The sequence below is a fragment of the Chryseobacterium sp. BIGb0232 genome, from assembly GCF_024810195.1.
Taxonomy (GTDB): domain Bacteria; phylum Bacteroidota; class Bacteroidia; order Flavobacteriales; family Weeksellaceae; genus Chryseobacterium; species Chryseobacterium pennae.
Genome location: NZ_JANUEH010000001.1, coordinates 1 through 20,884 on the forward strand (window position 1 = coordinate 1; position 20,884 = coordinate 20,884).

19 protein-coding genes and 4 tRNA genes are annotated in these 20,884 nt (G+C 35.9%); 11 read left to right on the forward strand and 12 right to left on the reverse strand.

Going from position 1 to position 20,884, the window contains the following annotated elements; translation table 11 throughout:
• Nucleotides 1-101 precede the first annotated feature (101 nt).
• The 3 genes from M2372_RS00005 to M2372_RS00015 form a co-directional block, all read right to left on the reverse strand.
• A tRNA-Met gene (locus M2372_RS00005) sits at nt 102-174 on the reverse strand.
• Between the two features lie 39 nt (nt 175-213).
• Nucleotides 214-286, reverse strand: a tRNA-Met gene (locus tag M2372_RS00010).
• Nucleotides 287-325: 39 nt separating this feature from the next.
• Nucleotides 326-398: transfer RNA gene (locus M2372_RS00015), tRNA-Met, on the reverse strand.
• 258 nt (nt 399-656) lie between these two features.
• Between M2372_RS00015 and M2372_RS00020 the strand changes: the two genes are divergently transcribed.
• Nucleotides 657-821: a hypothetical protein gene (locus M2372_RS00020; RefSeq protein WP_185018748.1), complete on the forward strand. Its 165-nt coding sequence runs from the start codon at nt 657-659 to the stop codon at nt 819-821.
• A gap of 349 nt (nt 822-1,170) precedes the next feature.
• Here M2372_RS00020 and M2372_RS00025 read toward each other — a convergent pair.
• Nucleotides 1,171-1,243 (reverse strand) — tRNA-Met (locus M2372_RS00025).
• A gap of 101 nt (nt 1,244-1,344) precedes the next feature.
• Between M2372_RS00025 and M2372_RS00030 the strand changes: the two genes are divergently transcribed.
• The 8 genes from M2372_RS00030 to M2372_RS00065 all read left to right on the forward strand — a co-directional run bounded on the left by M2372_RS00030 (nt 1,345) and on the right by M2372_RS00065 (nt 9,402).
• Nucleotides 1,345-1,956 (forward strand): L-threonylcarbamoyladenylate synthase, encoded by a 612-nt coding sequence (locus M2372_RS00030; protein WP_115971624.1) that lies wholly within the window; start codon nt 1,345-1,347, stop codon nt 1,954-1,956.
• 101 nt (nt 1,957-2,057) lie between these two features.
• The gene (locus M2372_RS00035) at nt 2,058-2,714 is read left to right on the forward strand and encodes a CPBP family intramembrane glutamic endopeptidase (protein ID WP_185018746.1); all 657 of its coding nucleotides are present in this window, start codon (nt 2,058-2,060) and stop codon (nt 2,712-2,714) included.
• Nucleotides 2,715-2,718: 4 nt separating this feature from the next.
• Nucleotides 2,719-3,477: a peroxide stress protein YaaA gene (gene yaaA, locus M2372_RS00040; protein ID WP_115971677.1), complete on the forward strand. Its 759-nt coding sequence runs from the start codon at nt 2,719-2,721 to the stop codon at nt 3,475-3,477.
• The gene (locus M2372_RS00045; protein ID WP_123318894.1) at nt 3,478-5,322 is read left to right on the forward strand and encodes a hypothetical protein; all 1,845 of its coding nucleotides are present in this window, start codon (nt 3,478-3,480) and stop codon (nt 5,320-5,322) included.
• A 5-nt stretch (nt 5,323-5,327) separates the two neighbouring features.
• Nucleotides 5,328-6,185 carry a peptide chain release factor N(5)-glutamine methyltransferase gene (gene prmC / locus M2372_RS00050; protein WP_123318893.1) on the forward strand — a complete coding sequence of 286 codons (858 nt, stop codon included), beginning with the start codon at nt 5,328-5,330 and terminating at the stop codon, nt 6,183-6,185.
• Nucleotides 6,186-6,227: 42 nt separating this feature from the next.
• A complete protein-coding gene (locus M2372_RS00055; RefSeq protein ID WP_123318892.1) occupies nt 6,228-6,587 on the forward strand; it encodes a DUF4180 domain-containing protein in 360 nt (119 codons plus the stop codon).
• Between the two features lie 672 nt (nt 6,588-7,259).
• A complete protein-coding gene (locus M2372_RS00060; RefSeq protein ID WP_123318891.1) occupies nt 7,260-7,835 on the forward strand; it encodes a hypothetical protein in 576 nt (191 codons plus the stop codon).
• 7 nt (nt 7,836-7,842) lie between these two features.
• Nucleotides 7,843-9,402: a hypothetical protein gene (locus M2372_RS00065; RefSeq protein ID WP_228455666.1), complete on the forward strand. Its 1,560-nt coding sequence runs from the start codon at nt 7,843-7,845 to the stop codon at nt 9,400-9,402.
• A gap of 122 nt (nt 9,403-9,524) precedes the next feature.
• Here M2372_RS00065 and M2372_RS00070 read toward each other — a convergent pair whose 3' ends face one another.
• The 8 genes from M2372_RS00070 to M2372_RS00105 form a co-directional block, all read right to left on the reverse strand.
• On the reverse strand, nt 9,525-10,499 hold the full coding sequence (locus tag M2372_RS00070; protein WP_123318890.1) for an NAD-dependent epimerase/dehydratase family protein: 975 nt from the start codon (nt 10,497-10,499) through the stop codon (nt 9,525-9,527).
• Complete coding sequence (locus tag M2372_RS00075) at nt 10,496-11,281, reverse strand: SDR family oxidoreductase (RefSeq protein ID WP_123318889.1); 786 nt, start codon at nt 11,279-11,281, stop codon at nt 10,496-10,498. Before M2372_RS00075 ends, M2372_RS00070 begins: the two co-directional genes overlap by 4 nt.
• A gap of 153 nt (nt 11,282-11,434) precedes the next feature.
• Entirely contained in the window at nt 11,435-12,529 is a 1,095-nt protein-coding gene (locus tag M2372_RS00080; protein ID WP_123318888.1) for an AraC family transcriptional regulator, read from the reverse strand.
• A 32-nt stretch (nt 12,530-12,561) separates the two neighbouring features.
• Nucleotides 12,562-13,203 (reverse strand): rhomboid family intramembrane serine protease, encoded by a 642-nt coding sequence (locus M2372_RS00085; RefSeq protein WP_115971615.1) that lies wholly within the window; start codon nt 13,201-13,203, stop codon nt 12,562-12,564.
• A gap of 42 nt (nt 13,204-13,245) precedes the next feature.
• Nucleotides 13,246-15,837: a DNA gyrase/topoisomerase IV subunit A gene (locus tag M2372_RS00090; protein ID WP_115971614.1), complete on the reverse strand. Its 2,592-nt coding sequence runs from the start codon at nt 15,835-15,837 to the stop codon at nt 13,246-13,248.
• An 8-nt stretch (nt 15,838-15,845) separates the two neighbouring features.
• Nucleotides 15,846-16,262 carry a hypothetical protein gene (locus tag M2372_RS00095; protein ID WP_123318887.1) on the reverse strand — a complete coding sequence of 139 codons (417 nt, stop codon included), beginning with the start codon at nt 16,260-16,262 and terminating at the stop codon, nt 15,846-15,848.
• An 88-nt stretch (nt 16,263-16,350) separates the two neighbouring features.
• Nucleotides 16,351-18,237 (reverse strand): DNA topoisomerase IV subunit B, encoded by a 1,887-nt coding sequence (locus M2372_RS00100; RefSeq protein ID WP_115971612.1) that lies wholly within the window; start codon nt 18,235-18,237, stop codon nt 16,351-16,353.
• 174 nt (nt 18,238-18,411) lie between these two features.
• Complete coding sequence (locus tag M2372_RS00105) at nt 18,412-18,954, reverse strand: DUF2867 domain-containing protein (protein ID WP_123319105.1); 543 nt, start codon at nt 18,952-18,954, stop codon at nt 18,412-18,414.
• A gap of 425 nt (nt 18,955-19,379) precedes the next feature.
• Here M2372_RS00105 and M2372_RS00110 point away from each other — a divergent pair, with 425 nt between their 5' ends.
• Together M2372_RS00110 and M2372_RS00115 are read left to right on the forward strand one after the other, a co-directional pair.
• A complete protein-coding gene (locus M2372_RS00110) occupies nt 19,380-20,528 on the forward strand; it encodes a methionine aminotransferase (RefSeq protein WP_123318886.1) in 1,149 nt (382 codons plus the stop codon).
• Between the two features lie 164 nt (nt 20,529-20,692).
• Nucleotides 20,693-20,863: a hypothetical protein gene (locus M2372_RS00115; protein WP_165852237.1), complete on the forward strand. Its 171-nt coding sequence runs from the start codon at nt 20,693-20,695 to the stop codon at nt 20,861-20,863.
• Nucleotides 20,864-20,884: the final 21 nt, after the last annotated feature.

The window sequence follows — 20,884 nt, forward strand, 5'->3', positions numbered from 1 at the left end:
CGGACTCGAACCGATGACCTTCGGGTTATGAGCCCGACGAGCTACCTACTGCTCCATCCCGCGGTGTATTTTTAGAGTGCTTACCGAAAGCACTTGCTTAGTAGCGGGAACCGGACTCGAACCGATGACCTTCGGGTTATGAGCCCGACGAGCTACCTACTGCTCCATCCCGCGGTGTATTTTTAGAGTGTTTACCGAAAACACTTAACTTAGTAGCGGGAACCGGACTCGAACCGATGACCTTCGGGTTATGAGCCCGACGAGCTACCTACTGCTCCATCCCGCGGTGTATTTTTAGAGTGCTTACCGAAAGCACTTAACTTAGTAGCGGGAACCGGACTCGAACCGATGACCTTCGGGTTATGAGCCCGACGAGCTACCTACTGCTCCATCCCGCGATATTGGATTGCAAATGTACGACTTTTTTCGTAAACTAAAAATATTCACCCTCTTTTCGTCTCTAAATCCTTTTAGTAGCCGGATAATCAGTGAGAAAAATTTTGTCTGAAACCAGCCTTTTCTCTTTATACTTTCCCCATTTTAGACTTTAAAACTCATTCTTCTAACATTAAATCTATCAAGTAATGATTACAAAATATTCATTAACCTAGATAAAACTATTTCGAGATGATCAGATTTGAACAATAAATCTTACCATGAAAAATATAGCACTTATACTTACTCTTTCATTTTTCCTTTTTTCATGTAAAAAAAATAAGGATAAGTATGATCTGCCAGATACAAAAACTCATATTGCAAAAGTCACAGATACAACATCAATAAATGGCGTATTATTGGAGCTAATGGAAAAGCAGAGTTAAGGGTTAATTCAAAAACCTATACATTATCTGGAAATATAAAAATAAGTCCACCTTGTTATTTTCTAAGAGATGGAAATAAGAAATCAGAGAGCTTTTCTTATCCGGACATTAAAGTAGATCATACTTTAATTATTCTGGGAAATATAGAGAAGCAGGATAAGCCTAAAATTTGTGGCAAAGGCTTACAGGGAATTCTCTTTAAAAAGGACAGTATTATTATCACCTCTAAAACATTACAGCATTCTTTTGCATGTGCTGATACAGGAACAGATGAAAAAAACTTCTGGGGATTTGCTCATGATTAAACAATAAAAAAAGAGAAGCAATATGTATTACTTCTCTCATTGAGTAGCGGGAACCGGACTCGAACCGATGACCTTCGGGTTATGAGCCCGACGAGCTACCTACTGCTCCATCCCGCGATATTAGATTGCAAAGGTACGATTTTTTTTAAAAAATCCTAATTTTTCTTTTAAATAAAGGACTTTTATGAAAACTATTTTATTATTTGTATCTTTGTTTTATGGCAAAGATATTAAAAATTTATCCCGACAATCCACAGGAAAACCTTGTGAATGAAGTCATTAAAACATTAAATAATGGCGGATTGATTATCTATCCTTCAGATACGATTTATGCGCTTGGCTGTAATATTTTTGATATAAAAGCCATGGAAAAGTTAGCCCAACTGAAAAAATTGAAACTTGAAAAGTCAAAATTCTCAATCATCTGTAATGATCTGAGTCATCTTTCCGATTTTACAAGACCTATTGACACTTCGGTTTTCAGGTTTCTGAAAAGTCACCTTCCGGGACCATTTACTTTTATTCTTGAAGCTAACAAAAGTTTACCTTTAGCCTATAAAGGCCACAAAACAATCGGTATCCGTGTTCCGGACCATCCGATTCCGCAGCTTATTGTTGAAAAACTGGGACACCCTATTGCTTCCACCTCCATCAAAGATGATGATGAGATTATTGAATATTCTACAGATCCTGAGCTGATCGCTGAAAAATATGATCATCTGGTGGATATTGTTATTGATTCAGGGTATGGAGACAATGTGGCTTCAACCATTGTAGACCTTACTTCCGGGGAACCTGAAATTATCCGTCAGGGGAAAGGAATTATTTAGTTCGAGATTTTTGACGTTTAAGATTCTGATTAGTATAAGAGCAGTTGATAGGTTGTATGGGGCTTAATGGAAAATATTCTGTAGGAATTCTGCTCACATTTATGCTTCTAGGCATAGTGATGCTGTATGTTTTTCCTGTTATCAGTATGGTTACAGGAGTAAGAAGCATTACGGGAGATACTTTTTTTATCAGCAGGCTTACTATCTGGGCCGTTTTCCTAATTATACTTCTGTACAGTCATTATATTGAGAAAGAGTCTTTTTTAGTTCAGAAAGAGAAGAAATATTCCGTTTCGTTCAGTATAAAAGCTGTAATCTGCTTATATCTGTTCTGTATTTTTGGAGGAGCTGTGATCAATCTGTTGATCCAGAACTTCATCCATAAAGAAGAGAGCAGTAAAATTCTGCAATTCGCTTCAATTTTTAAGAATAATTATTTTTTAATTATTTTTACATGCTTTACAGCAGGTACTGTTGAAGAGCTTCTGATGCGGGGCTATATACAACCCAGGATTGAGAAAATATATAATAGTCCATATGCCGGAATTTTAGTTTCTGCTGCTTTATTCGGAATTCTGCACAGCACTTACGGAACCATTGGTCAGGTTGTAATACCTTTCTTTATTGGGATTATTTTTGCTTTGTTTTATAAAAAATATTCAAATATTAAAATTCTGATTGCCTGTCATTTTATGATCGATCTGATCTCACTGATGGCCATGAATTTTATTGATTTTAAACATTTATCTGTATTTTAACATTATGAAAATTGTAACATCACCTGCCAAATTAATGAACGTAGAAAATTCAACGGACCTGTTGAAATCCACGACTCCTAAATTCATTGAAGACGCAGCTTTTATACAAACTTATTTAAAAGAAAAATCACCAAAATATCTTTCCGAACTCATGGAAATCTCACCAAAACTGGCTGATGAAAACTGGGAAAGAAATCAAAAATGGAAGTCTAAACCTACTGCTAAAGAGTCTGCCCCTGCCATGTTTGCCTTTACCGGTGAAGTATACAGAGGCTTGGATGCTAAAACCCTCGACAAAGATGCAGTAGACTATCTGCAGAAAAATTACAGAATGCTTTCCGGGCTTTATGGCCTTTTGAAGCCTTCTGATAAGGTAATGCTGTACAGGCTTGAAATGGGACGTCATTTTGAATTCGACCAGTACAAAAACCTGTATGAATTCTGGAGAGAGAAGGTCACGGAACAGTTAAATACTGAAATGAAAAAAGGTGAAATTCTACTTCATCTGGCCAGTAATGAATACGGAAAAGTAATCGACAGAAAAAAACTGAACCATCAAGTGGTTGATTTTGATTTTTATGAACTAAAAGATGGTAAACTGAAAACCATTGTAGTGTATACAAAACATGCAAGAGGTCTTGTAGTAAGATTCTGTGCTGAAACCAAGGCTCAGACCCTTGATGATGTAAAAGCTTTCAACTATGAAGGATACAGAATTAACGAAGAGAAATCTACCGATACCAAACTGGTCTTCACTAGATAAATGAACACTGCAGAGATCCGAAATATAGCTGTTCCAAAGGTTCTGAAACTTGTTTTCTCAATAAGTTTCATGGTCAGCTGTGCCCAGGAAAAAAATGCATCCATAAATGGATCTCTTGACAATCACACTTTTAACAGTGCGTATAGTGATTCGGTAAACTTTGCAGCCACAAATATTTTTTCTGTTATAAAGTTTAAAAAGGCTGAACAAAAAAACAGCAGTTCCATCAATCGTGACGGACTTTATTACAATCAGGAATCTTATACAGAGTATCTTCGGGATGGCCGGAAACTGTATCAAAAATATAATTACGATACGAATGCTGTTGTAGAAAAATTTCATTATAAAAATAACCTTCTCGTTCTTAAAGAATCTGTTGAGAATAAAAACAGATCCCGGTATAACTGGCTTTTTTACAATAAAGAGAATAACCTTCAGGAAGAAATTGAGTATAAAAAAGATGACAGCCAATCGTTTATTTATGAAGGATATACACAGTACAGCTATTCTTCAGAAGCAAAAAAAATAACGGTTAAAATCCTTGATTACGGTTATGATTCTATAGCAGATCCCGAAAAGGAATATATTTTTGAATTTCCTTTTCTCACCAAAAAAACACCTTTGTACCAGTCTAAAATTCATCGTTATCAATGGATGAACGGAACCTATAAGCCTATTGACACTAAAGATTATATCATTGAAAACCGGGATGTAACTTTCCGTTATGATAAAAGCGGCTATCTGCTTTCAGAAACATGGTTTGCCAATCATCATTCTCTGGAAAATAAGACGGAATATTATTATTCTAAAGATTATCTGGAGCGTACTGAGCAGCAATATCATATGCTAGGAACAGAAAAATCGACAAAGACCACCCGAAGATATGATGATCACAATAATCTTGTTTTTGAGCAGAGTACAGAATATACGGGACATCTTCAGTATGCAGAATCTTTCGAATATGTTTATGATGAACAGGGAAACTGGATCTCAAAAAAACATTACAGGCAAGATCCTGATGAAGGTGCCAACAGTAAAAAGAAACTTATTGATTATGAATATCGTGAAATAAAATATTATGACCCGAATTCTGAACCAAAAAGTTTTTCTCTCCCTGAATTTCCGAAAGCTGCGGAGGATATCAGGATCAAAATTCCAAAGATATCCAACGAAAAACAGAGTCAGATAAATGCCTTTCAAGAGGCTGTGAAAAGTGGAAATTTCGATACTGAAATTACCCTGAAAAAAGCAAAAACTCTTGAAGAATTTACTCCAAAATTCTGGAATTTAAAAGACCAGAATTTTGGAAATTTAGATAACAGCCCTGAAGATGAAGCGGTTTGTGTTTATGAAACCCCAATAGAAGGAGATCTAGGCTTCGCTCAAAGTCTTGCTATTTATAAAAAAGAGGGAGAAAACTGGGTATTATGGCATCAGTCAACCAACCCTATTCTTTCTACTGAGCACGGCGGAATGATGGGAAATCCTTATGAAGGTATCAGTATTAAAAATAAAACTATTATCGTTAATCATTTTGGGGGAAGCCGGCAGAAATGGCATTACACCCATAGATACAGATTCCAGAACAATGCCTGGTACCTGATTGGAGCTTCCGTTAATTTCGGTTCACCATGTGATTATTTCCAGTCGTTGGATTATAATATATCTACAGGGGATGCAATATTTGATTATTATTCTGAAACCTGTAGTAAAAACAATGCGGTACAAACCAAAAACTGGAAAGAAAAAGTCAATAAAAAAATACCTTCTCCTTTAATGGATGAATTTCAGGTAGGCGAGAATAGAATTGAATTAAAAAGTAAGAAAACAGAAATGTTTTATTAAATACCATGACATTAGCAGAACTTAAAAAAAGTTTTTCAACCCATCTTTCAGAAACTTATACAGAATCGGAAAATGCATTTATCTTTCAGATTTTTGCAGAACATCTCTTAGGATTAAATGCAATTCAGCAACGCCAGTCAGCAGATCAGGAAATATCTTCAGAGAATGAAGAAAAATTCGGTCATATTATTTCAGAATTAAAAACAGGAAAGCCTTATTTGCAGATTTTAGGGGAAACGGAATTTTACGGAATGAAATTCTTTGTAGATGAAAATGTACTGATTCCCCGCCCGGAAACAGAAGAATTGCTTGAAATAGCAATACGGGAGATTAAAAAGTATCAAAACTTACCATCTGCAGCCCATGTTGTAAAGATTCTGGATATCGGAACCGGAAGCGGCATAATTCCTTTGGTTTTAAAAAAACATTTCCCTGAAACTGAAGTATCTTCAATGGATTTTTCTGAAAAAGCCCTGGAAACAGCAAAGCGGAATGCAGCCTATCATCAGCTGGATGTTACATTCATTCATGCAGATTATCTGAATACTCAGCTGACTGAAGAATATGATATTATAATCTCAAACCCTCCCTATATAGGTATTGAAGAAGAAACCGAGATTGCTGATTCGGTGAAAGGTTTTGAACCTGTAATGGCCCTGTTCTCTCCCACTTCTGATGCCCTGATCTTTTACAGAAAGATTGCTGAGGATGCAAAAGAGCATCTGAAAAATAATGGTCTCCTGTTTCTGGAGATCAATCAAAAGTTGGGACCTGAAACCCTGGAATTATATAAAGACTTCTCTGATGCACAGTTATTAAAAGACTTATCAGAAAATGACAGGTTCATTTATGGAAGAAAATAGTAATTTTATACCATAAAACATAACCATACATCACAGAAAATCATGGTCATCAAGCCACACAATATCGGAAACATCCAAATTGCAGAAGTAACTTCAGACCAGATGATCATTCAGTCTGCAGAAGACGGATTGGATCTTATGGGAAACATTTACTATCAGGGATTTGATAAAGTAATTATTTACGAAAAGGACATCACTCCAGATTTTTTTGACCTGAAAACCAAAGTTGCAGGAGAAATTCTACAAAAATTCTCCAATTACCGGATCGCATTGGCTATTGTTGGGGATTTTAGTAAGTATGAAAGCAAAAGTCTGCAAGATTTTATCTTTGAAAGTAATAAGACCCGGCACATCAACTTTGTTTCAAAACTTGAAGAAGCTTTTGAAAATTTTTCAAAATAACAAAAATTAGGAAAAACACCTATTAATAGGAATAAAAAGCTCTTGTTTTCACCGAAAACTCTGTTAAACAATTAATTGAGTAATAACACTTCTATTATACTATAAGCTTCCCTGTAAGACTACTTACGGGGTTTGTTTTTCACCCCATCCATTGAAAACCAATCAATTCCCTAAACCAAGCTGTACAAAAATAATCTATAAAAATTGTTTTATGTATAAAATTAATAACTGAAAATTAAATTTTAATTTAAAAATTAAACAAAATAAAATTTAATCACCATAAAATAGGCAAATAAAATGAATTATTTATATATTTGCACTAAACACAAAAGGATTATGAATTATACTTTTTTAGTAGCCATTAAACATATCACGGCTATTTAACTCATCTTATTTTTGAATTCTCTTTGCAGAATAAAAAGATCATCCTCAGCTATGAGGTATGTATTTATTATGTCTGTTATTGATCTTATTGGAAGAAGTTTCCATATACAGGTTTATTCAATGAAGTATCAATCCAACAGGATTGTGATACATATTTTTCTGCTATAGCCGAAACTATCTAAAAAGTCTAATACCATTGTCTTTTACAAAAACACAACCATAAAAACACATTTAAAGAGAGTATTAACGCTAAAAACAAACAAATTAACGTATCATAAATACACTTACATGAAAAATTATTTCGTATCAATTATTTTATTTTCAATGAGTTCATTTGCTTATGCACAGATTGGGATTAACATATCCAATCCGGATGCAAGCGCAGCCTTAGATATTTCCAGTCAAAATAAAGGAATGCTGATTCCAAGGCTTACGACAGCTAAAAGGGATGCAATCCCCAATCCTGCCAATTCTCTTCTTATCTATGACACTGATAAAAAGTGCTTAAGTCAAAATATCGGAACTCCTTCCAGCCCAGATTGGCTATGCATCAGTGGGAATGCTGTAAAAATGTTTTATATGCCTAGCGTATCTTTTGATACTTCTCAAAATGCTACTGCTCAAACCAAAGATTTATATACCTTATATAAGAATCAATTTGGTACTCCAAAAGCAAAAAGCACAAGTGCTCCTGCTTCTATTCCATTCTTCCCGTCAAGTAAAGATCTTTATTATTATGTAACGGATGCTGACCCTAATGTATTCAGAAATATTTCTATTTCTGATTCCGGAGTCATGACATATGATGTGAGAGCTGCGGCTACAGACTGTTCATTTATTAATATTGTTTTTGTTGTAAAATAATGGAGTTATGAACAGAAATAATTTAATCTTACATTTTCAAAAAATTCTGTTTATTGCGTCCTTGTTTATTTTTTCACAACACATTACAGCTCAAAATCAACAAGGCACAGGCTATCCTTATTTTGTTAATTTCACCCAAGGGCTACAACCTCAGGAAGCCTATAAGGTAGCAACAAGCGGAGTTCAAAATGATGCAACTTTTACTACGGAAGGGCTAAGGCTAACCCGGAATGTGACTAATATATCCGGTGGCGTTATCCTTGCGGACAAAAAATTTACCAGTGATCAGGGAATTAAATTCGAATTTGAATATGTTATCTATGGTGGAAATTCCAACGGAGGTGACGGAATCTCCATATTTTTGGTAGATGGATCCATTCCCAAAGATCAGCTTAATCTCGGCTATTTTGGTGGAGGATTAGGCTATACTTTTGTGATGAGAAATCCAAGACAAGGAGGAAATCTGGAAGGTTTGAGAGGCGCATATCTGGGAATTGGTCTCGATGAATTCGGAAACTTTAAAACAAGATTTCGTCAAGGGGACAGAACCAGAAACGGACTTACCGATGTATCTATAGCTGATGGCCGGAATAATGTAACTTTAAGAGGCAAACGTGGGAATCAGTATCTTTCATCTTCTGAACCTGCCGGATACAATGGCTATCCGCTGCTTTACAGTACGGCAACCAACGCTTCTCCTTCAAGCAGCAACCGTTCAGTATCCCTAAATACTCAAACCGGAAAGCATATTGCTATTAAAAACTCAACTTTTAGCCAGTTTACTATGGAAAACGGGGGAAATTCAATTCCTCAGAATGATTCTGATGCCAGATTCCGTAAGGTATATGTCACTCTAATTCCTAATCCTGCAGGAGGCTATAATATTACGTTAGAGATTCAGCATGGCAACGTCAAGGAAAAGGTTATTGACAGCTACTATTATCCTACATCTTTAAAATATACAGAGAATGCAATGCAAAACAATCAGGTAAGAACGCTGGATACTTCACCTCCTTCCACTTTCAGAATTGGATTTGCGGCTTCCACCGGTGATGCCAAAAATATACATTTGCTAAAAAATCTGGGAGTTACCAAACCTTATGCCGCTGAAGTTACCGATGATCTGTTTGCAGGATGTCCGGGAATAAAATCTACCTATTCACCCCTGCTGAACGATGCAGCTTATACTTCAAGAACGGGTCAAAATCCACCTGTTGCTTCTTATGATAATATTGACTTCAATTCATTCCGGTTTTTAGATATCAATGGTACCGTTATTCCTAATATAACCGGAGGTATCTATACCAATAGCGAAGGAACATGGACCTATTATCCGGCAACCGGAAAATTAGCATTTAAACCGGCTAACGGATTTACCGGAGTAGCCAAAATAAGATATGACATCAAAGGCGGTGGAAGGAATGGCTCTGAAGTCCCTTATAATCAGGAAGACTATCGATCCATGCCAGGATTAATACAAGTTAATATTTCCAATACTAACAATTGTAGTAAAGCTTGTGTGATTTCCAATAAGAATGTCACTCAAAAAATACAAATCAATCCATAGCAGACAATACCCTAAAATTTAAAAACCGACTTTTGTCGGTTTTTTTATATTTATGGATGAATAGTTTGAAACCTATGGCATCATCACAAAAGATATACTCAGTGGGAATAGGCTGTATGAAATCAACTCTTCATTTCTTTAGATTTAAAATAGCCAACAGCATCTTCTATCGCTTTATCTATCGGCTGATATTGAATTTCCAGATCTTTTACTGATTTTTGATTGGAATAATAATTCTTGATTTGCAAAGCTTTCATATTGTAAGTGCTTAGCGCTGTGCTCACATTAAACATCCGCAACCTATCTCCTATCCATCCTAAAATAGATAAAATGATATTAGCAATAGGGATCATCATGGGTTTTTGCTCCGTTATTCTATTGATCTTTCTAAAAAAATCTTTATAGCTCAGGTTTTCATTCGCTAAAAGATATCTTTCCTTATTTTTTCCCTTTTCAATAGCTAAAATAACCCCATCGGCTGCATCTTCAGCGTGCACAAAATTCTTACCTCCTTTCGGATAAAAAATCAACTTCTTTTTCCAGGCCCAGAAAATTAATTTCCCTGAACTTGGTTTTACATCATAAGCTCCGATCATGAAAGCAGGATTCAGAATGACAACTTCTGTATTTCTACGATTCTCTAAAAGATAATTTTCAGCATTTAATTTACTTTGAGCATAGAAAGAATCTGTAAAAGGGTATTTCTGATTTTCATCTTCACTTCCCGGCTTTTCCTTGCTTCCATATCCGATTGTATTGGCTGAACTTACAAACAGGAACCTCTGTACGCCACAGGTTTCCGCCTGAGAGAAGAGATTTATAGTAATATCATAGTTTATTTTTTTATAATTTTCGTAACGGATCAGGTTCTGATTCGTTTCTGCAGCGATGTGAATGATGCAGTCAACATCTTTAAAGAACGAGGAAAGATCAGATGAAAGTTCTCCTTCAACCAGTTTCAGGTTTTCAGTTTTTTCACCCAGATATTTGCTTTTCTGGCGCACCAGAGCAATAACAGAATAACCATTTTGTAATAATTTAATGATAACATTGGTTCCCAGAAGCCCGGTAGCTCCGGTTACAAAAACTTTTTTCATACTTCAATCTCTCTTTTAATCGCCTGGGTCATCAGGGGTAGTTTTATCCAAATAGGAAGAATCTTCATCATCAGCCAGCTGATTGGGTTGACCATAATTACGGAGTCTTTTTTTAATAGCTGCTGAATGCACCGGGCTGCTACTTTATCCGGATTTAAAAGCGTCAGCCTGCCAAAGAAACCTTGTTTTTCTATTCTTTTACAGACATCTGCATTGGTTTTCATAGCACCGGGATTCACTACACTTACAAAAACATTGGTATCTTTTAGTTCTTCATGCAATCCTCTGGAAAAGGAATGGATAAAACTTTTAGAGGCAGGATATACTGTTTTAAAGCCTATCGGAGAAAATGCGGCCATGCTTGAAACATTCAGAATATAGGCATTGGGTTGCTTCAATAGATTAGGAAGCAGCTGATGGGTAATAAGGGATGTTGCCGTTACATTCACCTGCAAAATGGTATTGATATACTCAGAAGTTGCTTCGGTAAACTTTCTGGTACCGCCAAGTCCAGCATTATTGATCAGAATATGAATATTAAAAGATGAATTAAGCCATTCTGTAAGCTTCATTACATTTTCATTGACAGACAGGTCCACTTCGTAATAATAAGCCTTTATAGAGTACTTTTCTTCAAGAGTAAGGGCAAGTTCCTTTAAATCCTGATTGGGTAGGCTCACCAGAATGACATTGATCTTTTTCCTGGCCAGATGTTCTGCAAAAGCTTTTCCCAATCCCTGACTTGCTCCTGTAACCACAGCGTATGATTCTTTGGTATCCATAAGATTAAATTTTATGATACAAAACTATCACAGAAGCGGTCTTTTAATGTTCAGGATTATCTGAACGAACCTATTTTTAATGAAAAGATAAAATATTTACAAACAATTAAAAGTCAAGTAATTAAACTTAAACACAAGGTAAAAGTTTATAAACTAGAACCTATTTTTAAACTCAGAAGGAGTCTGACCTGTTATTTTTTTAAAGGTGGTATTAAAAGAAGTCTTGGAATTGAAACCTGATTCATAAGCAATTCCCAGAATAGATAACTTGCTGTTAGAATCTTTAAGAAGGCTTTGGGCATACTCAACCCTGAACTCATTCACGTACTGGAAAAAATTCTTTTGAAAGCCTGTATTAATTACATAAGATAACTGATGGGTAGAAACGGATAAGACCTCTGCCAGTTTAATGAGATTCAGTTCACTATCCAGATAAGGTTTTTGTGTTTCCATAATATTTCCAAGCTTCGTTTTGATCCTTACCAGCTCTTCATCAGAGATCAGCTTCTTTTTCACTTCTTCAGAATCAGGATTATCATTCATCGAGATCAATTCTTCACGTTGTTTTTCTTCCAGAGGATAGATCTCTTTCTGTTTTAAAGAATAGTAACCGACACAATAAATAACCACCAGAAATATGGCATTGATAAAGAAATTTAATGACTTGGGATCATAAAACAGATTGTAAACCACATAGATGATGTTTACAACAAGTATCACCAGGATAATATATTCCAGCCAGTTCAGATTGATTCCTTCTGTATTGGAAGAAAACTGCTGGATTTTCCGCTGATGTTTTCTGATGGTGATATAAGAGATTACGGTATAAAACAATGCCTGAACCATAATCAGGATAATGCTCAGAAACTCGAAAGGCTTGGTATATCCCAGACCTGTCAGTACAAGACACATCATGAATGCCGCTGGAAACAACAGAAATTTTAAATCTGTTATTCTAAATGTAAAAGAAGGATTGGTATAAAATAATACACTAAAGTAAAAAAAGACAGGCGTCAGATATTGTACAAACCTCACCAAAAAAAGGGAATGGAACTCTATTGCTGAGCCGGTTATCAGGAAAAGCACTTCATCCATCCAGAAGGTAGACCAAAGAAAAAGAAAGATTCCAAAACAGAAATTGGCTTTCCGGTTAACTTTTAAAGGGTTTGCAATCTTCAGCAGAGAAAGCAAAACCAATGAACCATAGATAAGTATCACGATGAAACTATTGAATTCTGATGTGTTCATTGGTTTTGATATTTTAAATTAAAAATAATCTTTTATCCTATTCGTTTCCTGACGAAAATCTGATAGCCCAGATAAATCAGCGGAAGTGACATCACTCCCAGGAAAAGTATGTTACTCATCGCCAGCTGCGGATGCAGTACAATAGAATAAACAAGTCCGAAGAAAGCACCTCCAAGGTGAGCTGCGTGCCCCAGGTTATCCCATTGCTTAGGATTAAGCATCATGTATACTGAATATCCGAAATACAGTGTTCCGAACAGCCATCCCGGTAAGAAATTCACGCTGATCTCATTTGGGGCCATAGCTATGGAAGCAAAAATGATTCCCGAAACAGCTCCAGAAGCTCCGATCGCGGAATACCAAGGCTGTTTCTGATAAATCTGTAAACTGAATAAGTTTCCAAGAATCATCGACCCGAAATAGATAATCAAAAATCCTATTTCTCCAAAGAAATGAACCACCACTCCCTGAAAGAAGTATAGGGAAAGCATATTGAAAAACAGGTGCATAAAGTCTGCATGCAAAAATGCAGAACTGATCAGCCTTATATATTCTTTACGGTTGGCAATCGCTCCAACATTGAATTTATATTTTTCAAATAGCCCTGTATTATTGAATCCCACATAACTAAATATACAGGTAACTGCAATAATGATCAAAACAACTATATCCATCTGATGTTTTTATTATATTCTTTATTATAAGCTTTATAGGGCCTATTCTGTTTCTATTTCTCCATCTGCCTCAAACAGATCTCCTATAATACCGCCATCTTCATCCATATCTCCCATGGATTCTGGTTCTTCATAGATTTCCGGTTCTTCTTCTACAGGTTCAGGAATAGTGATATTGATTGCTTTTACTTTAAATTTAGTAAACTGGTTACCAATTGCTTTTATTCCTTTTACGGTAATGAATTCATCAATATTAATGGTTTCCGCATCACGTTCTTTGCCTTTATCTTTTGTGAAAATAATTTCTGCTGTTGCATCATTAGCCACAATTACATTCTCTATAAATGACTTAGGATGTTCAGATGGCATAAAGGTCTGTACGTTAACAGTATTTTCCAGTAAGAATCTCTTGATGAAATAAATGTCCTTTTCCCCATCATAGTAGATACACGTAATTGGCTGTGCAGGTCTCCATTTTTCCAATACCAGATATTCGTCATCGAAACGGTTCCCAAGATCAAACGAAACAAGCTTTACTTCTCCATTGGTATTGATGGTTAAAATTTTATCATCACCTTTGAAACTCCCCAGCAAACTACCTCTTGCATCAGCATTCAGTCTTCTTACTGTATCATCAAACCAGATTCTTCTTGGGGCTAGTGTAGAAACACCTTCTTCTTTAAGATCTACTTTCTTCACTGCATATTTGGTTACCAGATTTCCTTTGGAATCACGTCCTTTAATTGCTAGATCAGAGAAATTGATCTCCATTTTATTCTTTCTGATTCTCGGATTTGGTTTTAAAAGAACAGTAACGGTTTCCGCTTCACCATTAGGATTTGCTGAAAAATATAATGTTTCTGAACCTTTTTTGTCTGAAGCCAGCGGATAATCTGTATTTCGGGTTACTCCCGTCACAGAAAAACGTTTCATATAATAAGGTCCTTCCCTACCTTCACGGTAGATCATGTTGTAAACTGTTCTCTTATCATTTTTCTTCCATATGGCAACATGAAGAATGTCTTTTCCAACAAAGGTTTTAGCCTCCACTTTTACGACTTTCATGCTACCGTCTTTTCTGAAAATAATGATGTCATCTATATCCGAACAATCAAAAAGGTACTGATCTTTCTTCAGTGAGGTTCCGATGAAGCCTTCTTCAAAATTGGCATAGAACTTCTCATTGGCTACAGCTACTTTCGTTGCATCAATGGTATCAAAGATTCTAAGTTCTGTTTTTCTCTGCTTATCCTTTCCGTATTTCTTCTGAATATTCAGATAGTAATCGATAGCATATGTAATCAGGTTGGCAAGATGATGTTTTACCTGCTCAATTTTACCTTCCAGAGCAGCTATATTTTCTTTAAATTTATCTAAATCGAATCTTGAAATTCTCTTGATCCTGATCTCTGTTAATTTTAAAATATCTTCTTCCGTTACCGCTCTTAAAAGGTGTTTGGTATGAGGTTTTAATCCTATATCAATAGTTTTTAAAACATCTTCCCAGCTCTTCACCTCTTCAATATCGTGGTAAATCCTGTTTTCGATGAAGATTCTTTCCAGTGAGGAGAAATGCCAGCTTTCCTGAAGCTCATGAAGTTCTATTTCAAGCTCTTTTTTAAGCAATGAAACCGTATGATCGGTATTCGTTTTCAGAATATCGGAAACATTCATGAACATTGGTTTATCACCTACAATCACACAGGCATTCGGAGAAATCGTTACCTGACAGTCTGTAAAGGCATACAGCGCATCAATTGTCTTATCCGGAGACACATCATTATGAATATGAATCAGGATTTCAACTTTATCGGATGTATTGTCTTCAATTTTCTTAATCTTGATCTTTCCTTTCTCATTGGCTTTTAAGATAGAATCGATCAGATCACTCGTTGTTTTGGAATAAGGAAGTTCAGAGATCACCAGCATATGTTTATCCGTCTGGGTGATTTTAGCTCTGGCTCTTACTTTTCCTCCTCGGTGACCGTCATTATATTCTGATACATCAAGATAACCAGCGGTTAAAAAATCCGGGTAAATCTCAAATTTCTTACCTTTTAAATGGGCAACAGATGCATTGATAAGTTCGTTGAAGTTATGCGGAAGGATCTTGGTGGAAAGTCCAACTCCAATTCCTTCCACTCCCTGAGCAAGAAGCAAAGGAAATTTTACAGGAAGGTCTATTGGCTCGTTATTTCTACCATCATAGGATTTTGTCCATTCCGTAGTTTTAGGGTTAAAGACTACTTCCAGGGCAAAAGGGGTCAGTCTGGCTTCAATATACCTCGCTGCTGCTGCAGAATCTCCAGTATAGATGTTCCCCCAGTTTCCCTGAGTATCAATCAGTAATTCTTTCTGCCCAACCTGCACCATGGCATCTGTAATGGAAGCATCACCGTGAGGGTGATATTTCATGGTATTTCCCACGATGTTGGCCACCTTATTGTAACGGCCATCTTCCAGTTCCCGCATAGAGTGCATAATTCTTCGCTGAACAGGCTTAAGCCCGTCAAATATCGAAGGAATAGCCCTATCCAAAATTACATAGGAAGCATAATCCAGAAACCAGTCTTTGTAAAGACCGGAAACCTTTTTTAAGCTTTCACCCTCATGCGAATATTCTTCTGTCGTCATCTGTTATATTAATCTTTTTTCTCTTTATTGGCTTTTACCACTTTATTCAGAGAGAGTTTTAAATCGTTTACTTCTTTTCTGGTCAAATAAGAGATCTGGTACTTCAGAATAGTAGATCCATTATTCTTACTTGAGACGGTAATGTATAGTCTTTTGATGAAAAAAATACTTACTACGTCATATTTTATCAGTTTATACTTTGGAAATTCATCATGAAGAGCCTTGCTTAAAAAGGGAATAATATTCCTGTTCTTAAAATGCAGTGCTTCTCCGTCACTGTCATATTCAAAAATCTGTCTTCCATTCAGAAAAAAAAATATCAGCAACAATACAGGAATGATAACCATCAGATAACTTTCATTACCTAATGCATGAAACCTATAATTATTGGCTAAAAATCCTATTATTCCAAACACTACCATCATAATTAGCAGTGTATTTATAAAGTTATAAAATGATGTTTTACTACGGTTACTTAATCTCATTGTGATTCTTATGCGGTGTTCATTAGCTTTAGCTATTTACTTCATCAAGAATGGTTTTTTTATCAATATCAGAATCGTCTTCCACTACCAGGTTCTCAAGAATGAAAGTCTGTCTGTCCGGTGTATTTTTACCCATATAAAACTCCAGTAGCTGGTCTATGGTCTGGTCTTTTCCAATCACCACCGGTTCTAAACGGATATCTTTACCTATGAAATGCTTAAATTCATCCGGAGAAATCTCTCCCAACCCTTTGAATCGGGTAATTTCAGGATTTTTTCCAAGATCATTCAATGCTTTTACTCTTTCTGCTTCTGAATAGCAGTATCTTGTCTCTTTTTTATTTCTAACCCTGAATAATGGGGTCTGAAGAATATAGAGATGGTTATTTTTAATCAGATCTGGAAAAAATTGCAGGAAGAATGTAATCATCAACAGACGGATGTGCATTCCATCGACATCGGCATCAGTTGCAATAATTACCTGATTGTATCTCAGGTCTTCCAAACTTTCTTCAATATTTAAAGCAGCCTGAAGAAGATTGAATTCTTCATTCTCATACACCACTTTCTTCGTTAGTCCATAGCAATTCAGAGGCTTCCCTTTTAGTGAGAATACCGCCTGAGTTTCTACGTCTCTCGATTTCGTAATCGATCCGGATGCAGAATCTCCCTCGGTGATAAAGATCTGTGTATCTCCTTTTCTTTCAGCTTTCTGGTCGTTGTAATGCTGTCTGCAGTCACGAAGTTTTTTATTGTGAAGAGAAACTTTTTTAGCTCTTTCTCTTGCCAGTTTCTGGATTCCGGAAAGTTCTTTTCTCTCTCTTTCAGAGATCAGAATTTTTCTCTGGATTGCTTCTGCAATTTCAGGATTCTTGTGTAAGAAATTATCCAGTTTGCTTTTCAGAAAATCAATAATAAAAGTCCTTACAGTAGGGCCATTCGGTCCCATATCATTAGATCCCAGCTTTGTTTTGGTCTGAGATTCAAAAACAGGTTCTTCCACATTGATAGAAATCGCTGCAATGATTGATTTTCTGATATCGGAAGCATCAAAGTTTTTATTAAAGAATTCACGGATCGTTTTCACATAGGCTTCACGAAAAGCATTAAGGTGAGTTCCCCCTTGCGTTGTATTCTGTCCGTTAACAAATGAAAAATAGGTTTCCATTTGTGATTTATCGGAATGGGTAATCGCCAATTCAATATCGTCCCCTTTTAAATGAACGATCGGATATAAAGTATCGCTTTCCAGTTCTTCTTCCAAAAGATCCTTCAGACCGTTTTCAGAAAAATAAGTTTCCCCGTTGAATAATATTTTTAGTCCGGGATTCAGATATGCATAATTGCGGAGCATTCTTTCGATATACTCTTTTCTATATTTGAAATGCAGGAAAATATCCCCATCCGGAATAAATGAAATTTCAGTTCCATTTCTGTCTGAGGTTTCTTTTTCATCAAAGTTTTCCGTGATTATTCCGCGGGAAAATTCCGCCATTTTCATTTTTCCGTCACGGAAAGAACGTACTTTGAAATATTCTGAAAGGGCATTTACTGCTTTCGTTCCGACTCCGTTCAGCCCGACCGATTTTTTGAAGGCTTTACTGTCGTATTTACCTCCGGTATTCATTTTGGAAACGGCATCTACCATTTTTCCCAGCGGAATTCCACGACCAAAGTCACGAATGGTAACCTTGCCGTCATCCAGTTTTATTTCAATTCTTTTACCGGATCTCATCCTGAACTCATCAATGGAGTTATCCAGGATTTCTTTAAGTAAAATGTAAATACCGTCATCGGCAGATGAACCGTCACCGAGCTTCCCGATGTACATGCCGGGACGCAGACGGATATGTTCCTGCCAATCGAGGGTTCTGATATTCTCTTCGGAGTAGGTTGGATTTATTTCTTGTGACATATATGATTTCAGCAAACATACAAAAATACGAAATTGTCCAAAATTATCCGAATTTTAGTCTTCATTTTTTTATCAACATTCTTCCTGAAATCAGTATTCATATCATAAAAAGTAGACTTAAAGGGATAAAGAATAAAGGGCAAGTGTCTATATTCCGACAATTACCCTTTACAATTATTGTTTAGTACTCTCCAGCTGGCCAATTATATTTTTAAGCATAACCGGAACAATTAATTTATGAAATGGACGAACCGGCAGAAAATATAGCACTCCCAGCCAGTTATGAAATTTTACGGTAGTGGAAATCGTTAAAGAATTTTCATCCTGTCCTCCTTGATTTTTATCGAACAAAAGAGAGACTCTGAAGTCCAGATGTTTATCATCTTCCCCAAGAATAATCTCATTACTGGTCTTATCGAACACCTTGAAAATCCCTACCCGTTCCCCTACTTCACAGGTAAAGGAATCAGAATCTTTTACCGGAACAGTCTCTGCACCTGTTTTGAGACCGAATAATTTCACCACCTTGTTTCTGAAGGCAAACATCTTTTTTCCCCATTTAGGCCCACTTGTAAAAAAGGCTTTTCCAATTTGTGTAATATTAAAATTCTGCCCATTACCAACCAGCCCACCTACAAAACTGTCAGCATAATCAAACTCATCTTTTCCTTGAGCCAAAATGGATTTTGCCGGAAACTCAATCTTCTTAATTTTCATGATCATTGGTTTAAAATTATTTTTAGCATAACAAATGTAAACATCATCGAACATATCTAAAAGTAAAAAGTTATATTTTTTAAACAATTGTTTAAAGTTATTTTTTACTGCTGAAAATTCTAAGGGAATTTGTTGAAAAAACGATGATTTTATCTCCGATAAAATTGATTACGGGTAGATCTTATACAGGTTACACCAGAATCTTAAAGATTAATATTTTTTAATAGCCACGAATACACTAATCAGTTCATTAGCACATTCGTGGCAAAAATAAAGTGTATACCTGAGAATCTTTGATTCTCTTGCACCTTAAAAACAGTTCCTCTTATAAATTCTTTGCACCATTGGGTTTCCCAACCTAAAACTATTTTAATGACTTATTTAAATAATTCATTAAATTCGGTATCAACAAAATCTGTTTTTTTATGATACAACTTCCTTTATCTAAGCTTTCCAATGTAGGAACCACCATTTTCAGTCAGATGACGCAGCTGGCCAATGAAAATGAAGCGATTAATCTTTCTCAGGGGTTTCCTGATTTCATGCCGGATCCTGAATTGCTGAACAATGTAGATCACTTTATTAAAAAAGGCTTCAATCAGTATGCACCATTGGGAGGAATGATTGCTTTAAAGGAAGAGATAGCAAGGAAAATAGAGAACAGCCATCAGGCTGCTTATCATCCAGATTCGGAAATTACCGTTACTGCAGGGGGAACTCAAGCTATATTTACCGCTATTGCTACTTTTATTAAGAAAGATGATGAAGTGATTATTTTTGAACCGGCTTATGATTGTTATGAACCTACCGTTGAGCTTTTCGGAGGCATTGTAAAAAGATTCGAAATGAAAGCTCCGGATTATCAAATCGACTGGATTGCTGTAAAAAACCTGATCAGCGACAAAACTAAAATGATCATCCTCAATAATCCTAACAATCCTTCCGGAAAAATCTTACAAGAAGAGGACATTAAAGCACTAATTCAATTGGTAAAGGGAACTTCTATTCTTATTTTGAGTGATGAAGTATATGAGAATATTGTTTTTGATGGAAAACAGCATTTAAGTATCTGTAAATATCCTGAATTAAAAGAAAGAAGTCTTCTTGTGGCTTCATTCGGAAAACTTTTTCACGTTACGGGATGGAAGGTAGGATACTGTGCGGCTCCAAAAGCTTTAACCGATGAATTCAGAAAGGTACACCAGTTCAATGTTTTCTGTGTAAACACCCCTATTCAGCTTGCTTTGGCAGAGTATATGAAAAATGACGAGCATTATATCCATCTTAATCAGTTCTTTCAGGAGAAAAGAGATTTTCTGAGAAAAGGGCTTTCCGGGACTTCTTTTGAACTTTTGGATTGTGAGGGAACTTACTTCCAGGCTGTAAAATATTCTAAAATTTCGGATAAAAATGATTTTGATTTTGCCAGCGAACTGACAATTAATCATAAAGTGGCCACTGTTCCATTTTCTTCTTTTTATAAAAATAAGCTGAATGAAAATGTAATCCGGCTATGTTTTGCCAAGAAACAGGAAACGCTGGAAAGAGCTTTAGAAAATCTTTCAAAACTATAATGATGTAAGGTTCACCGGAAGTATTGTAAGCCCGGCATCAAGGAACTTATTCATTATCAGAAGTAAGTAATAAATTACGATATTTATATTTTTTCTTCAAAAGGTGATTTAATGTTAAAACTTTTCATACATTCGTAATAACTAACTTATTAAAAATCAGAATCATGAAAAACAAAACATTAGCAAAAGCAAAGCATTTGAATAAAAAAGAGCTGCGCACGATCAATGGAGGACTTTTAATGTGTCTTGATGCTTCATTAAGATGCAGACAGTATCATCCTAAGTGTGCAGAAGATCAATGTAAGCCGGGACAGCCACAACAACCTTGGGATTAATTCCTGAACAATACTTAATAT